29 protein-coding genes are annotated in these 14,662 nt (G+C 38.7%); all 29 read right to left on the bottom strand.

Annotated features, from left to right (window positions below):
- Positions 1 to 34 precede the first annotated feature (34 nt).
- The 29 genes from rpsD to WG905_RS09545 all read right to left on the bottom strand — a co-directional run bounded on the left by rpsD (position 35) and on the right by WG905_RS09545 (position 14,660).
- On the bottom strand, positions 35 to 643 hold the full coding sequence (gene rpsD, locus WG905_RS09685) for a 30S ribosomal protein S4 (RefSeq protein ID WP_339591513.1): 609 nt from the start codon (positions 641 to 643) through the stop codon (positions 35 to 37).
- A gap of 66 nt (positions 644 to 709) precedes the next feature.
- The gene (gene rpsK / locus WG905_RS09680) at positions 710 to 1,099 is read right to left on the bottom strand and encodes a 30S ribosomal protein S11 (RefSeq protein WP_090992910.1); all 390 of its coding nucleotides are present in this window, start codon (positions 1,097 to 1,099) and stop codon (positions 710 to 712) included.
- 21 nt (positions 1,100 to 1,120) lie between these two features.
- Positions 1,121 to 1,498, bottom strand: a complete 378-nt coding sequence (gene rpsM / locus WG905_RS09675; protein ID WP_339591512.1) for a 30S ribosomal protein S13 — start codon at positions 1,496 to 1,498, stop codon at positions 1,121 to 1,123.
- 78 nt (positions 1,499 to 1,576) lie between these two features.
- The gene (gene rpmJ, locus WG905_RS09670) at positions 1,577 to 1,693 is read right to left on the bottom strand and encodes a 50S ribosomal protein L36 (protein ID WP_339591511.1); all 117 of its coding nucleotides are present in this window, start codon (positions 1,691 to 1,693) and stop codon (positions 1,577 to 1,579) included.
- A 1-nt stretch (position 1,694) separates the two neighbouring features.
- Positions 1,695 to 1,913 carry a translation initiation factor IF-1 gene (gene infA / locus WG905_RS09665; protein WP_008244555.1) on the bottom strand — a complete coding sequence of 73 codons (219 nt, stop codon included), beginning with the start codon at positions 1,911 to 1,913 and terminating at the stop codon, positions 1,695 to 1,697.
- A gap of 67 nt (positions 1,914 to 1,980) precedes the next feature.
- A complete protein-coding gene (gene map / locus WG905_RS09660) occupies positions 1,981 to 2,769 on the bottom strand; it encodes a type I methionyl aminopeptidase (RefSeq protein WP_339591510.1) in 789 nt (262 codons plus the stop codon).
- Positions 2,770 to 2,777: 8 nt separating this feature from the next.
- A complete protein-coding gene (gene secY, locus WG905_RS09655) occupies positions 2,778 to 4,112 on the bottom strand; it encodes a preprotein translocase subunit SecY (RefSeq protein WP_339591509.1) in 1,335 nt (444 codons plus the stop codon).
- Between the two features lie 3 nt (positions 4,113 to 4,115).
- Entirely contained in the window at positions 4,116 to 4,562 is a 447-nt protein-coding gene (rplO, locus tag WG905_RS09650) for a 50S ribosomal protein L15 (protein WP_339591508.1), read from the bottom strand.
- Between the two features lie 103 nt (positions 4,563 to 4,665).
- Positions 4,666 to 4,845: a 50S ribosomal protein L30 gene (rpmD, locus tag WG905_RS09645; RefSeq protein ID WP_339591507.1), complete on the bottom strand. Its 180-nt coding sequence runs from the start codon at positions 4,843 to 4,845 to the stop codon at positions 4,666 to 4,668.
- A 4-nt stretch (positions 4,846 to 4,849) separates the two neighbouring features.
- Positions 4,850 to 5,368, bottom strand: coding sequence for a 30S ribosomal protein S5 (gene rpsE, locus WG905_RS09640; protein WP_431844513.1), 519 nt, complete (start codon positions 5,366 to 5,368; stop codon positions 4,850 to 4,852).
- Between the two features lie 17 nt (positions 5,369 to 5,385).
- Positions 5,386 to 5,739, bottom strand: coding sequence for a 50S ribosomal protein L18 (gene rplR / locus WG905_RS09635; protein WP_339591506.1), 354 nt, complete (start codon positions 5,737 to 5,739; stop codon positions 5,386 to 5,388).
- Positions 5,740 to 5,744: 5 nt separating this feature from the next.
- Positions 5,745 to 6,302, bottom strand: a complete 558-nt coding sequence (gene rplF / locus WG905_RS09630; protein ID WP_339591505.1) for a 50S ribosomal protein L6 — start codon at positions 6,300 to 6,302, stop codon at positions 5,745 to 5,747.
- Between the two features lie 18 nt (positions 6,303 to 6,320).
- Positions 6,321 to 6,719, bottom strand: a complete 399-nt coding sequence (rpsH, locus tag WG905_RS09625; protein ID WP_339591504.1) for a 30S ribosomal protein S8 — start codon at positions 6,717 to 6,719, stop codon at positions 6,321 to 6,323.
- A gap of 133 nt (positions 6,720 to 6,852) precedes the next feature.
- Positions 6,853 to 7,122: a 30S ribosomal protein S14 gene (gene rpsN / locus WG905_RS09620; protein ID WP_339591503.1), complete on the bottom strand. Its 270-nt coding sequence runs from the start codon at positions 7,120 to 7,122 to the stop codon at positions 6,853 to 6,855.
- Positions 7,122 to 7,688 (bottom strand): 50S ribosomal protein L5, encoded by a 567-nt coding sequence (gene rplE, locus WG905_RS09615; RefSeq protein WP_339591502.1) that lies wholly within the window; start codon positions 7,686 to 7,688, stop codon positions 7,122 to 7,124. The genes rpsN and rplE overlap by 1 nt, the downstream gene beginning before the upstream one ends.
- On the bottom strand, positions 7,688 to 8,029 hold the full coding sequence (rplX, locus tag WG905_RS09610) for a 50S ribosomal protein L24 (protein ID WP_431844512.1): 342 nt from the start codon (positions 8,027 to 8,029) through the stop codon (positions 7,688 to 7,690). The genes rplE and rplX overlap by 1 nt, the downstream gene beginning before the upstream one ends.
- A gap of 1 nt (position 8,030) precedes the next feature.
- Positions 8,031 to 8,399, bottom strand: a complete 369-nt coding sequence (gene rplN, locus WG905_RS09605; RefSeq protein ID WP_010599900.1) for a 50S ribosomal protein L14 — start codon at positions 8,397 to 8,399, stop codon at positions 8,031 to 8,033.
- 1 nt (position 8,400) lies between these two features.
- Positions 8,401 to 8,655 (bottom strand): 30S ribosomal protein S17, encoded by a 255-nt coding sequence (gene rpsQ / locus WG905_RS09600; RefSeq protein WP_339591501.1) that lies wholly within the window; start codon positions 8,653 to 8,655, stop codon positions 8,401 to 8,403.
- 13 nt (positions 8,656 to 8,668) lie between these two features.
- Positions 8,669 to 8,878: a 50S ribosomal protein L29 gene (rpmC, locus tag WG905_RS09595; protein WP_196859735.1), complete on the bottom strand. Its 210-nt coding sequence runs from the start codon at positions 8,876 to 8,878 to the stop codon at positions 8,669 to 8,671.
- 29 nt (positions 8,879 to 8,907) lie between these two features.
- Positions 8,908 to 9,330, bottom strand: coding sequence for a 50S ribosomal protein L16 (rplP, locus tag WG905_RS09590; protein ID WP_041878515.1), 423 nt, complete (start codon positions 9,328 to 9,330; stop codon positions 8,908 to 8,910).
- 38 nt (positions 9,331 to 9,368) lie between these two features.
- Positions 9,369 to 10,214 carry a 30S ribosomal protein S3 gene (gene rpsC, locus WG905_RS09585; protein WP_339591500.1) on the bottom strand — a complete coding sequence of 282 codons (846 nt, stop codon included), beginning with the start codon at positions 10,212 to 10,214 and terminating at the stop codon, positions 9,369 to 9,371.
- Between the two features lie 9 nt (positions 10,215 to 10,223).
- Positions 10,224 to 10,583 (bottom strand): 50S ribosomal protein L22, encoded by a 360-nt coding sequence (gene rplV, locus WG905_RS09580; protein WP_339591499.1) that lies wholly within the window; start codon positions 10,581 to 10,583, stop codon positions 10,224 to 10,226.
- 7 nt (positions 10,584 to 10,590) lie between these two features.
- Entirely contained in the window at positions 10,591 to 10,857 is a 267-nt protein-coding gene (gene rpsS / locus WG905_RS09575) for a 30S ribosomal protein S19 (protein WP_133263136.1), read from the bottom strand.
- Positions 10,857 to 11,681: a 50S ribosomal protein L2 gene (gene rplB, locus WG905_RS09570; protein ID WP_339591498.1), complete on the bottom strand. Its 825-nt coding sequence runs from the start codon at positions 11,679 to 11,681 to the stop codon at positions 10,857 to 10,859. Before rplB ends, rpsS begins: the two co-directional genes overlap by 1 nt.
- 23 nt (positions 11,682 to 11,704) lie before the next feature.
- Entirely contained in the window at positions 11,705 to 11,995 is a 291-nt protein-coding gene (gene rplW, locus WG905_RS09565; protein WP_339591497.1) for a 50S ribosomal protein L23, read from the bottom strand.
- Between the two features lies 1 nt (position 11,996).
- Positions 11,997 to 12,626 (bottom strand): 50S ribosomal protein L4, encoded by a 630-nt coding sequence (rplD, locus tag WG905_RS09560; RefSeq protein WP_339591496.1) that lies wholly within the window; start codon positions 12,624 to 12,626, stop codon positions 11,997 to 11,999.
- A gap of 4 nt (positions 12,627 to 12,630) precedes the next feature.
- Positions 12,631 to 13,248 (bottom strand): 50S ribosomal protein L3, encoded by a 618-nt coding sequence (rplC, locus tag WG905_RS09555; protein ID WP_339591495.1) that lies wholly within the window; start codon positions 13,246 to 13,248, stop codon positions 12,631 to 12,633.
- Positions 13,249 to 13,431: 183 nt separating this feature from the next.
- The gene (locus WG905_RS09550; protein WP_339591494.1) at positions 13,432 to 13,827 is read right to left on the bottom strand and encodes a DUF1634 domain-containing protein; all 396 of its coding nucleotides are present in this window, start codon (positions 13,825 to 13,827) and stop codon (positions 13,432 to 13,434) included.
- Positions 13,824 to 14,660, bottom strand: a complete 837-nt coding sequence (locus tag WG905_RS09545; RefSeq protein ID WP_339591493.1) for a sulfite exporter TauE/SafE family protein — start codon at positions 14,658 to 14,660, stop codon at positions 13,824 to 13,826. Before WG905_RS09545 ends, WG905_RS09550 begins: the two co-directional genes overlap by 4 nt.
- Between the last annotated feature and the right edge of the window lie 2 nt (positions 14,661 to 14,662).

Here is a 14,662-nt window from a genome sequence, read left to right as displayed (position 1 = left end):
AACTGCCTTAAAAAAGGCAGCTAATTCATTTAGATTACTTAGAGTATAACTCTATTATAAGGTTTTCTTTAATATTTTCCGGAATCTCGTCGCGGTTTGGATAAGCCAGGAACTTACCAGTAAGTTCACTTGCATTCCAATCTAACCAATTGAATTTATTGATCATTCTACCTGCAACAGAGGTGGTAATTGCTTCAAGCGTTTTTGATTTCTCACGAACGGCAACAACATCTCCGGCTTTTAATTGATAAGAAGGGATATTTACCACTTCACCATTCACTGTTACGTGTTTATGGCTAACTAACTGGCGTGCAGCTGAACGTGTAGGTGCAATACCCAATCTATATACTGTATTATCTAAACGGGCTTCTAATAATTGTAATAAATTATCACCTGTGATACCTTGACGGGCATTTGCCTTCACAAATAAGTTACGGAATTGACGTTCCAATACACCATAAGTATATTTAACTTTCTGTTTTTCCATTAACTGAATAGAATATTCAGATTGCTTACCTCTCCTTTTTGAGGCACCATGCTGGCCAGGAGGATAGTTTTTTCTGTCTAATACTTTGTCAGGGCCGAAAATTGGCTCTCTGAATTTACGCGCGATTTTGGACTTGGGTCCTGTATATCTTGCCATTTCTTGTTTGTTTTAAAGTATCGTGCAACCTGAAGCTGCAGACTCTTAGCTTTAAAAATTAATAAATTAAACTCTTCTCTTTTTCGGAGGGCGACAACCGTTGTGAGGAAGCGGGGTAATATCTTTGATAGAGGTTACTTCAATACCTGCTACCTGCAATGTTCTGATTGCAGATTCGCGGCCTGAACCCGGACCTTTTACAAAAACTTCTACTTTACGCAGACCTAAGTCGAAAGCTACTTTACCGCAATCAGATGCAGCTTGACCTGCAGCATATGGAGTGTTCTTTTTAGAACCCTTAAAACCCATTTTTCCTGCTGAGGACCATGAAATAGTTTGACCGTTGTTATTTGTTAAGGTAACAATGATATTGTTAAAAGTAGCATTGATGTGCGCCTGTCCAACAGACTCAACTACAACAATACGCTTTTTGGTTACTTTTTTACTTTTAGCCATAATTATACTTCGATACTAATACTATTTAGTAGCTTTTTTCTTGTTAGCAACTGTTTTTCTCTTGCCTTTACGAGTACGAGAGTTGTTCTTAGTACGTTGACCACGTACCGGCAACCCTTTTCTGTGACGCAAACCACGGTAACAGCCGATATCCATTAAACGCTTAATGTTCAACTGAACTTCAGATCTTAAAGCACCTTCTACTTTAATCTGGTCGTTGATAATCGTACGGATAGCAGACAACTCGTCATCTGACCAATCTTGTACTTTTTTGTTTACATCGATACCTGCCTCCGCTAATATACGTTGTGCAGTAGATTTGCCTACACCAAAGATGTAAGTTAGTCCAATTTCGCCTCTTTTGTTTCTTGGTAAATCAATACCTGATATCCTAGCCATATTTTATACTATTGTGATTAATTGATTAAATGACAGACTGAATAACCCGTACATTCAATCCAATCATTCAATAATTTCTTATCCCTGACGTTGTTTGTATTTCGGGTTTTTCTTGTTAATTACGTAAAGTTTACCATTACGGCGAATTATCTTGCAATCAACGCTACGTTTTTTAATTGATGATCTGACTTTCATTTTATTTATATCTATAAGTAATCCTGCCCTTTGATAAATCATAAGGCGACATCTCTAATTTTACTTTATCTCCAGGAAGAATCTTGATGTAGTGCATCCTCATTTTTCCAGAAATATGTGCGATAATCTCATGCCCATTTTCCAGTTCTACCCGGAACATAGCATTAGATAACGCTTCTCTTATTACACCGTCTTGTTCAATTGAGGCTTGTTTAGCCATATAATATTGATTTTTACTGAATTAGCTGCTATTAAACAGGGTTGCAAAATTAATTAAAAAAAATTAATTATTCTCTTTTTTTCTTTAAAACTTCTTCGATTAGTGAAAATGACGATAAAACGTCTGCTTTCCCCTTTCTGACTGCAACCATATGCTCATAATGTGCCGAAGGCCGGTTGTCTTTTGTGGTCACGGTCCAGCCGTCTGACCAAAATTTAACACCCGCACTTCCTGCGTTAATCATAGGTTCAATGCAAAGTACCATTCCCTCTTCCAGTTTAATTCCACTTCCACGTTTACCGTAGTTAGGAACCTCTGGTTTCTCATGAAGCTGGACACCTACGCCATGACCTACAAGCTCTCTTACTACACCAAAGCCATTATCTTCTGCCAGCTTTTGAATAGCGTAGCCTACGTCACCTACACGGGACCCAACTACTGCTTTCTCAACGCCCAACTCCAAACATTGCATGGTGGTGTCTACTAGCTTTTGCCGTTCCGCATCAATCTCGCCGATAGGGAAAGTATACGCAGAGTCACTATAGTATTTATTTTTAATGACCCCACAGTCTACAGAAATTAAATCTCCTTCCTGAATTACATAATCGCTTGGGAAACCATGAACAATCTGTTCATTTGGCGATATACATAAAGCATAGGGGAAACCGTTATAGTTGAGGAATGCAGGCACGCCTCCATTGTCTCTTATAAAGGTTTCACCTAACTTATTTAAACTCAAGGTGGTCATACCAGGTCCAATTACTGAGGCTATCTCAGCTAGTGCACCTGATAAAACAACCCCGCTTTCTCTTATTAATTCGATTTCTTCTGCAGACTTATAAAAAATCTTCGACATTCTTACTATTAAATAACTGCGTTGCTACTGTTAGCTGCAGGAACGCCGGAGCGACCTGTAACCCTACCGGTTTTCATCAAACCATCATAGTGACGCATTAACAAATAACTCTCAATTTGCTGCAAGGTATCCAATACAACCCCAACAAGGATTAATAAAGAAGTACCTCCGTAAAACTGTGCAAATTCAGAATTAACCCCAAACTTCACTGCAATAGAAGGCAAAATAGCAATAACCGCTAATGCAATTGCACCAGGGAAAGTGATTTTAGAGATCACATCATCTATAAAAGTTGACGTAGCCAAACCAGGTTTAATACCCGGAATAAAACCACCATTTTTCTTCATATCATCAGCCATTTGAGTAGGATTAACTGTGATAGCAGTATAGAAAAACGTAAATGCAATAATTAAAAATGCAAATGTCAAGCTATACGCTAATGAAGTATAATCACTAAACTGGATCAACCAGGTGTTTTGCAGCGATGGGAAAAACCCTGTTAATGTAGCAGGAATAAACATCAGTGCCTGAGCAAAGATGATCGGCATCACACCTGCTGCATTTACCTTTAGCGGAATATATTGTCTTACACCACCAAATTGTCTGTTACCGACAATACGTTTTGCATATTGAACAGGCACTTTACGTACACCCTGTACAATCATGATGGTAAAGATAACTACGCCAAATAAAGCAACAATTTCAAGCACCAATGCAATTAGTCCGCCTTCGCCAACTAACCTCGAACTGATCTCTTGTTGTAAAGCAATAGGCAAACGCGCAATAATACCAACCATAATGATCAGTGAAATACCGTTACCGATACCCTTGTCCGTTATTTTCTCACCTAGCCACATTACAAATAAAGTACCCGCAGAAAGCACAAAAGTAGAAACCACAAAGAATAGCGTGTGGTTAATCATGATGGCTTCAGGCGGAACCTGGGTTTTAACATAACCAATAGCCTGAACAGCTGTAATGGCAACAGTTAAATACCTTGTAATCTGATTAAGTTTGTTTCGGCCGCTTTCCCCTTCTTTTTGCATTTTTTGGAAAGTGGGTACCGCAATACCAAGTAACTGAACTACAATGGACGCAGAAATATAAGGCATAACACCCAAGGCTAAGATAGATACACGAGAGAAAGATCCGCCGGCAAACATATCCAGAAGACCTAAAAGACCCGATTTTTCATTATCGCCTAAAGCAGTTGCATCAACACCCGGAAGAACCACGTGAGATACAAATCTATAAACCAAAAGAATGATGAGCGTAAATAAAATACGCTCTCTCAATTCTTGAATTTTCCAAATATTACTTAAAGTAGTGAACAGCTTCTTCATTAATTACAATTTTTCGATTGAGCCACCAACTGCCTCAATAGCTTTTTGTGCGGTTGCAGAAAAAGCATGTGCTTTAACTTCTATTTTAGATTTAACTTCACCACGGCCTAAAACTTTTACTAAGTCATTTTTAGACGCTAACCCATGCGCTTGCAGGGTAGTGAAATCTATGCTAGTTAAGTTGAATTTTTCTGCTAAGCCCTGTAGAACGTCTAAATTTACGCCTACATACTCTACACGGTTAATTGGTTTGAAACCTACCTTAGGCACACGACGTTGCAAAGGCATTTGACCACCTTCGAAACCGATTTTGGTTTTATGTCCAGAGCGTGATCCAGCACCTTTATGACCACGTGTGGAAGTACCACCACGGCCAGAACCAGTACCACGACCAATTCTCTTTACATTTTTTGTAGAACCTGCTGCAGGTTTTAAATTACTTAAGTTCATTTTGAAACTTATTGTGCTGCCCTTCGCTTTCACTAATCAGGGCAACGATTAAACATATATAAAGGTTGTAAATGTAAATATATACATTTTACAACCTTTATTATTAAATATTCTCTAAAGCTACCAGGTGATTAACTTTTCTAACCATACCTATGATGGCGCCCGTAGCTTCAACCTCTACACTTTGGTTTAACTTAGTCAAACCTAATGCTTGCATCGTACGTTTTTGGCGTTCGCTTCTGTCGATGATGCTTTTTATCTGGGTTATTTTGATCTTCGCCATAATATTATCCGTTAAAAACTTTATTTAAATCTACACCACGGTGTTGAGCTACAGTATAAGCATCGCGCATTTTAGTCAATGCATCAACAGTTGCTTTTACCACGTTATGTGGGTTAGAAGAACCTTTTGATTTTGCTAATACGTTGGTTACACCAGCGCTTTCTAATACTGCACGCATTGCACCACCAGCAATTACTCCGGTACCTACTGCAGCTGGTTTGATTAATACAAAACCACCAGAAAATTTACCGATTTGCTCATGAGGAACAGTACCATGTAATAAAGGCACTTTTACCAAATTCTTTTTAGCATCATCGATACCTTTTGCAATGGCTTCTGTAACCTCTTTCGCTTTACCTAATCCATAACCTACGACTCCGTTTTCATCTCCAACCACTACGATAGCGGAAAAGCTGAATGTACGTCCACCTTTGGTTACTTTGGCAACACGTTGTATGCTAACTAAACGATCTTTTAATTCGATCTCGCTAGTCTTAACTCTTTTTATATTGATAGTTGACATTTTTCTCTATTTTCAGATTAAAATACTAAACCAGCTTCGCGGGCACCATCTGCCAACGACTTAACACGTCCGTGGTATAGGTAGCCATTTCTATCGAAAACTACTTCTTTAATACCTGCTGCAATTGCTTTCTCAGCAACCAATTTACCTACAGCAATAGATTGTTCTGATTTGCTGCCGTTACCAGCGAAATCTTTAGATAAAGAAGATGCTGAAACTAAAGTGGTACCAGTTACGTCATTTATGATTTGAGCATAAATTCCTTTATTGCTTCTAAATACTGATAAACGTGGACGGTTGTCAGAACCGGTAAGTCTTTTTCTGATTCCTTTTTTTATACGATCTCTACGAGATAATTTTTTCCCTGCCATGATGATTATTTTTTAGAAGCTGATTTACCTGCTTTTCTTCTTAACACTTCGCCTACAAACTTGATACCTTTACCTTTATATGGCTCTGGTGTACGTAACGAACGGATTTTAGCAGCTACCTGACCAATTAGTTGTTTGTCAATACTTTCTAAAATAATTTTAGGCGTTTGACCTTTCTCAGAGGTTGTTGTTACTTTAATTTCCTCTGGTAACTGGAATACATAATGGTGAGAATAACCTAAAACAAGGTCTAGGGTATTTCCCTGGTTAGTAGCACGGTAACCCACACCAACTAATTCTTGTTGTATTTTATAACCTTCTGTTACTCCCGTAACCATATTATTAATCAAAGCACGGTATAAACCATGTAATGCTTTGTGTCTTTTTTGTTCTGTTGGACGTTGTACAGTTAGTACATTGTCTTCTACATTTACAGTGATTTCTGAATCAACTGTTTGTGTTAATTCGCCTTTAGGTCCTTTAACTGTTACTACATTATCATCAGATACTGTAATAGTTACTCCTGAAGGGATATTAATCGGGGCTTTTCCTACTCTTGACATTTTGCTATCCTCCTTTAATTAATAAACGTGACACAAAACTTCACCACCAATGTTTAATCTGGCAGCCTCTTTATCGGTCATTACACCTTTAGAGGTAGATAAGATTGCGATACCTAAACCATTCAATACTCTTGGCATATTGTCTACACCGGCATACTGTCTTAAACCTGGTTTGCTGATACGTGTTAAAGTACGGATTGCAGGAATTTTAGTAATCGGATTGTACTTCAAAGCTACTTTGATAGTGCCTTGAGCATTGTTATCTTCAAACTTGTAGTTAGCAATGTAACCTTTGTCAAAAAGTACTTTCGTAATTTCCTTTTTAATGTTTGATGCAGGGATTTCCACAATTCTGTGATTTGCCTTGATGGCATTTCTTACCCTTGTAAGATAATCTGCTATTGGATCTGTATTCATTTTATGAAATTGTGATAGTGGTTTCCTTTCCGAACCATTCGGAGCGACCTTCCATCGGTTAATATTTATTTTTAAACGTAGTAACGTTAGAGATGCTACGCATAACGTACAACTCTAACGTAAAATTACGATTTTACCAACTGGCTTTTGTTACTCCAGGAATTTTTCCTGCTAAAGCCATATCGCGGAACAATACCCTTGATATACCAAAAGTACGCATGTAACCACGAGGGCGGCCAGTAATTTTGCAACGGTTGTGCAAACGTACCGGTGATGAATTCTTAGGTAATTTATCTAGTCCTTCAAAATCACCTGCAGCTTTTAATTCTGCACGTTTGTCTGCGTACTTAGCTACCAATCTTTGGCGCTTAACTTCGCGAGCTTTTACTCCTTCTTTTGCCATTATAGATTTGTATTTTGATTTTTAAACGGTAATCCAAATTGTTTTAAAAGTTCCAATGCCTCAACGTCATTAGTAGCAGTAGTTACGAACGTGATGTCCATACCTAAAATCTTACTAATTTTATCGATGTTGATCTCAGGGAAGATGATTTGTTCAGTAACACCTAAAGTGTAGTTACCATGGCCATCAAAACCTTTGTCATTTACGCCTTTAAAATCACGGATACGTGGTAAAGCTACGGAAATTAATCGGTCTAAAAACTCAAACATATTGTTGTCACGTAAAGTTACACGTACACCAACCGGCATACCTTTACGTAATTTAAAGTTAGAGATATCTTTTTTAGATTTTGCACTTACCGCCAGTTGTCCTGCAATAGTACTCATTTCCAGAATTGAACTGTCAATGATCTTTTTATCAGTTACTGAAAAACGTCCAACACCCTGGTTGATCGAAATCTTAACTAATTTAGGAACCTGCATAACGCTTTTGTATTCAAACTTATCTTTAAGTGCGATTACAATTTCCTCTTTATATTTACTCTTTAATCTTGGTACGTAAGCCATTATTTGATCTCCTCTCCTGATTTTGTAGCAACCCTAACTAATTTCCCATCAGCGTTAAGCTTTCTGCCAACGCGGGTAGTTTCACCAGTTTTTGGATCAACTAACTGTACATTAGAAATATGAAGAGCAGCTTCTTTTTTAATGATACCACCGTTTGGGGTAGCAGCATTAGGTTTCGTATGTTTTGATACAAGGTTTACACCTTCCACTACTACCCTATTTTTAGCAGTAATAATTTCTTGTACTTTACCTTGTTGGCCTTTTGAATCGCCAGCAATCACCTTTACTAAATCTCCTTTACGGATTTTAATTTTTGGTTGTGTAGTTACTTTTTCTTTCATTTTATAATACCTCCGGTGCTAATGATACAATTTTCATGAATTGTTTTTCACGCAGTTCTCTTGCTACCGGGCCAAAGATACGTGTACCACGTGGCTCATCTTGTGCATTTAACAACACTGCTGCATTGTCGTCGAAACGGATATAAGAACCATCTTTACGTCTGATCTCTTTCTTTGTCCTTACCACAACTGCTTTAGAAACTGTTCCTTTCTTAATGTTTCCAGAAGGTAATGCACTTTTAACGGTAACAACGACTTTGTCACCAATAGAAGCATATCTTTTTCCAGTGCCACCAAGTACGCGGATAACCAATACTTCTTTTGCGCCGCTATTATCGGCTACATTTAATCTCGATTCCTGTTGTACCATGTTATTTAGCCCTTTCTAAAATTTGCACTAATCTCCAGTTCTTGTTTTTACTCAGCGGACGAGTCTCCATGATCAGTACTGTATCACCAATACCGCAATCGTTTTTCTCGTCATGAGCCATAAATTTGGTAGTTTTCTTAACAAACTTACCATAGATCGGGTGTTTCACTTTTCGTTCTACCGCCACAACAACAGACTTATCCATTTTGTTGCTTACCACCAACCCGGTTCTTGTTTTTCTTAATAGTCTTTCCATTTCGACTCTAAATTTATTTAGTTTCAGTAGCAGACTCAGCTTTGCGCTTAGTCAATTCAGTATTTAATCGGGCAATATCCTTCCTTACCTTAGTAATACGGGTAGGATTCTCAATAGCCGAAATTGTATGCGCGAATCTTAACTTTACTAAGTTTTCCGTTTCCTCCGCAATCCTGGCTACTAGTTCTTCTTGTGAAAGCCCTGTAATTTCTGAGTTCTTCATTTTTTAATTTTTTTTATAAGTAACTCTTATTATGCTTCTACGTAATCTCTACGTACCACAAATTTTGTTTGTATTGGTAATTTTTGAGCGGCTAAACGCATTGCTTCTTTGGCAACTTCCAAAGGCACACCTTCAGCTTCAAAAATAATTCTTCCGGGTCTAACTACGGCAACCCAATATTCCGGAGCACCTTTACCTTTACCCATACGTACTTCAGCTGGCTTCTTAGTTACCGGTTTGTCCGGGAATATTCTAATCCACACCTGGCCTTCACGTTTCATGAAACGAGTTACCGCGATACGGGCTGCCTCTATCTGACGACTGGTAATCCAGGTCGCTTCTAGAGATTTGATCCCGAAAGATCCGAATGATAATTCAGCACCACGTGTTGCTAAACCTTTCATTCTGCCTTTTTGCATCTTTCTGAACTTCGTTCTTTTTGGCTGTAACATTGTATTTAAATATTATCGTAAAACGATCTGTTAACTAATTATTTGCGGGGTCCTCTGTTAGGAGTGCTACCGCCTCTGTTATCTCTTCCCTGACCTGGAGCACCTTGACCTGGACCTCTTCCGCCACGACCTTTATTGTCGTTTCTTCTGTCGCCACCGCCACGGTTATCTCTGTCTCTGCCACCGAATGCACCTTCAGGTCTGCCACCTTTACCAGGAGCATTGTTGGTTGCACCAATGTTTGGAGATAAATCACGTTTACCGTAAACTTCTCCTTTACAGATCCATACTTTAACACCTATTTTACCATAAGTAGTTAAAGCTTCAGCCAATGCATAATCAATGTCTGCGCGGAAAGTATGCAAAGGAATTCTTCCTTCTTTATACTGTTCGCTACGTGCCATCTCTGCACCACCTAAACGACCAGAGGTCATGATTTTGATACCTTCAGCACCCATACGCATGGTAGATGCGATGGTTGATTTCATTGCTCTACGGAAAGAGATCCTTGCCTCTAACTGTTTTGCAACGCCTTCAGCCACTAATTGAGCATCTAACTCAGGACGTTTAATTTCAAAGATGTTGATTTGAATTTCCTTTTTGGTCAATTTTTTCAACTCTTCTTTGATCTTGTCAACTTCCTGACCAGCTTTACCGATCACAATACCCGGACGGGCAGTGTGAATAGTAACTGTGATGCGTTTCAATGTACGCTCAATAACCACTTTTGCTACGCCACCTTTTGCAATACGGGCAGCAAGATATTTTCTTATTTTATCGTCCTCAACTAATTTATCAGCATAGTTGTTGCCTCCGAACCAGTTAGAATCCCAACCTTTGATGATTCCTAACCTGTTTCCTATTGGATGTGCTTTTTGTCCCATTTCTGTTAATTAGTTTTGAGTTTCAACGTTTTTACTATCTACTATCAAAGTTACGTGATTTGAACGTTTACGTATTCTGTAACCACGTCCTTGAGGTGCCGGTCTCAATCTTTTTAACTGGCGACCACCACCAACCATTATTGTTTTCACAAATAACTGGCTTTCTTCAGGGCGAGAACCTTCATTTTTTGTCTCCCAATTTTTGATGGCAGATAACAAAAGTTTTTCAACTTTAATCGCTGCTTCTTTATTGGTAAATTTCAAAATATGTAATGCTTTCTCTACACGCTCACCTCTGATAAGATCTACAACCAAACGCATCTTACGTGGTGAGGTTGGACAATTGTTTAATTTCGCTAATGCTTCCATCTCTTAATTATTTTTTCTTTTCAGAGTGACCCCTAAATGTTCTGGTTGGAGCAAACTCTCCCAGTTTATGACCAACCATGTTTTCTGTTACGTATACCGGTATAAATTTATTACCGTTATGTACTGCAAATGTATGATTCACGAAATCTGGTGAAATCATTGATCTGCGAGACCAAGTTTTAATGACAGACTTTTTGCCTGAATCATTCATAGAGTTTACTTTTTTCTCTACGTTATGGTCAATATAAGGTCCTTTTTTAATTGAACGAGCCATTATTTCTTCCTTTTCTCTATGATGAAACGATTTGAGTATTTTTTAAGCGTACGAGTTTTAAATCCTTTCGAATAAACACCGTTTCTTGAACGAGGCTGACCTCCTGATGAGCGACCCTCACCACCACCCATTGGGTGATCGACAGGGTTCATCGCTACCGGACGAGTCCTAGGGCGACGGCCTAACCAACGTTTACGACCTGCTTTACCCAATACTTCATTTGCATGATCCGAGTTAGAAACAGCACCAATTGTAGCCAAACAAGTAACCAAAATTAATCTGGTTTCGCCAGAAGGCATTTTCAATGTTGCATATTTACCATCACGAGCAGCTAATTGTGCATAAGCACCTGCACTGCGCGCTAATTGTGCTCCACGACCAGGATGAATCTCTACGTTATGTACAATAGATCCCAAAGGAATCTTAGATAACTTTAGTGAATTCCCTACTTCTGGAGTAGCTGTTTCTCCCGAAACTACTGTTTGTCCTACTTGCAACCCTTCAGGTGCAATAATGTAGCGCTTCTCTCCGTCCACATAATGTAATAATGCGATACGTGCAGTACGGTTTGGATCGTATTCAACAGTTGCTACTGTTGCAGGAATATCAAACTTATCACGTTTAAAATCAATTAAACGGTAAGATTTTTTGTGACCACCACCCATGTAGCGCATAGTCATCTTTCCTGTATTGTTACGTCCTCCCGACTTTTTAGAAGATACAACCAATGATTTTTCGGGCTTGGTTGCTGTAATCTCCGTAAAATCAGCCCCAACTCTAAAGCGGGTACCCGGAGTAACTGGTTTAAATTTTCTTAAGCCCATAGTTATATATAATTCAATTCTTATTAAAGATTTGCGTAATAATCTATTGTTTCACCTGCTTTAAGTGTTACAATAGCTTTTTTGTATTTCGGGCTACGTCCTGAAACTAGACCACCTTTTGTATTTCTTGATTTCAATTTACCAATCACCACCATGGTGTTAATTGCTAAAATGCTCACACCGTACATTTTTTCGATGGCTGCTTTAATCTGTAGCTTATTTGCTTTGTTATCTACTTTAAAAGTAAAGCGGTTAGACTTTTCTGTTAATGCAGAAGCTTTTTCTGTTAATACTGGTTTTTTTAATAATTCCATATTACTTGGCAAATGCCTCCTCCAATGTTTTAACAGAATCTGTAGTAAACAAAATTTTGCCACAGTTTAACACATCATATGTGTTTAATTGATCTGCAGTGATCACTTTTGCTTTTTTAAGGTTTCTGCTTGATAAATAGATATTGTTATTTTGTGAAGGTAAAACCAACAATGTCTTTTCATTAGTCAATTCCAAAGCATTAACTAAATTCAAATAGTTCTTAGTTTTAATAGAATCAAAGTTAAAATCTTCTAAAACCACAATGTTGTTATCTTGTGCTTTATAAGTCAAAGCCGATTTACGGGCTAATGATTTTAATTTCTTATTCAATTTAAAACTATAGTCACGTGGCTGAGGACCAAACACACGACCACCACCATTGAACAATGGTGATTTAATACTACCAGCACGAGCGCCACCAGTACCTTTTTGTTTGTATAATTTGCGGGTTGAACCTGCAATTTCATTACGTTGTTTAGATTTGTGCGTTCCCTGACGTTGGTTAGCCAAATACTGTTTAACATCTAAATAAATTGCGTGATCAACAGGCGTAATACCGAATACCGACTCAGGAAGTTGCACTGTTGCACCTGTCTCTTTTCCTGAAATGTTTAATACTTTAACTTCCATCTGCTTACTTATCTAAGATTACGTAAGAACCCTTAGCTCCCGGTACGGAACCACTAACTACCAAAAGGTTTTGATCAGCATAAACTTTCAAAACTTGTAAGTTCTGAATCTTTACTCTGTCACCACCCATTCTACCCGCCATACGCATACCTTTAAATACACGAGCTGGATAAGATGCAGCACCTAATGAACCTGGCGCGCGACCTCTGTTGTGTTGACCGTGAGTCTGGCCACCAACACCACTAAATCCGTGGCGTTTTACAACACCCTGAAATCCTTTACCTTTTGAAGTACCAACAACATCCACAAAATCGCCTTCATTGAAAATACTTACCGTGATGGTATCCCCTAAGGATACTGAATCTTCAAACGGCTCAAATTCAACTAATTTACGTTTTGGGGTAGTGTTTGCTTTCGCAAAGTGGCCTTTCAAAGGCATGGTAGTGTTTTTCTCTTTAGCCTCGCTAAAAGCTAACTGAACTGAAACGTAACCGTCGTTTTCTTCGGTCTTTACCTGTGTTACTACACATGGTCCAGCTTCGATAACCGTGCATGGTATGTTCTTACCATCCGCGTCGAATATGCTGGTCATTCCTACTTTTTTTCCAATAATACCTGACATTTTTTAATTTAATTTAACACCCATCGAAGCAGTAGGGCTTCGTTCAAGGTGGATATACATTCCCGTTAAGGGAGGGCAAAAATAAGAAAGAAATCTTAATTTTCAAACAGTTAGCGAATTATTTTTCATAATAATTGCAAATATTTAAGGGAAAGGGAGGAAAATAACAGGTGGCATTTTTTCTTAACCAACCAATTTATTGCTTAAACTGAATAAGATGACAGAAAGTACAATTAAACCAATGACTACATAAAGGTAATCTCTTTCAATTAAAAAGCTAAAGATAGAAAAAACGACCCTGGTTATGGGCGTAAAAATCAATAATATGGTACCAAATTGTATAATTGCTTTGCTATCCATGATATATAAGCCCTTAAAAATAGCTGCAATCGTAGCATACTCATTATCAAATGGTTTGAATGTGTTGTAATCAACCAACTCATTGCTATACTCCATCAGATACATGACACCACCAATCAGCACCACTGTCATCGCCAGGATTACTCCTACCCTTAATAAGGTGCCCAATATAACTTGTATATCTTGGTCGACCAGGTGCTGTTTGGTTAATTTCTTCATAACTTCCCTGATAAACCGTTATAAATCATTTGAAAGGCTAAAAATATAACCACTACAGCAAATACTAGCTTAAGCTTGTCTGTATTGGTACGCACCAAAATCTTTGAACCTACTGTAGCGCCAAAGAGCACCCCTATAGTCACTGGCATGGCAATGCCCGGGTCAATTTGTCCCCGGTGCAGGTAAACCACCGCACTAGCCGCCGCAGTTACCCCCATCATGAAGTTACTGGTGGTGGTAGACACCTTAAAAGGCAAACGCATGATGTTGTCCATCGCCAGCACTTTTAACGCTCCTGAACCAATCCCCAGTAAACCAGAGATAATTCCGGCAAAAAACATCATGATAAAACCGCCTGCTACATGGTGAACACTGTAACTTCTGATACCTTCAGGTGTGGGGAAGCTCCCGTTTAACTTAAATACAGTAGCGAGTTTACTTTCCGGACCGCTATCAACATGGTCAACTTTTTTACGCACCATCATGACAGCAGAAAAAATCAAGATCAGACCGAATATAACCGCAATGTAACCAGGATTGATAAAGACAGTTATCACCGCACCAAAAATTGCGCTCACTGTGGTGGCAACTTCCAGGAACATTCCAATGCGGATGTTGGTGATACCTTCTTTTACATAAGCCGCAGCAGATCCTGATGACGTAGCTATCACTGAAACAATTGAAGCCCCAATGGCATAGTGAATATCTACACCCAGACCAAGCGTTAATAAAGGAATAATGATGACCCCACCACCCAGCCCGGTTAATGAACCAATCAAGCCGGCAACAAATGCACCGGCTAGCACAATTACTGTGAAAATGAGAACAGACATCA

The organism is Pedobacter immunditicola (assembly GCF_037482985.1).
GTDB classification, from domain to species: domain Bacteria; phylum Bacteroidota; class Bacteroidia; order Sphingobacteriales; family Sphingobacteriaceae; genus Pedobacter; species Pedobacter immunditicola.
This window is presented reverse-complemented; position numbering and strand designations above follow the sequence as displayed.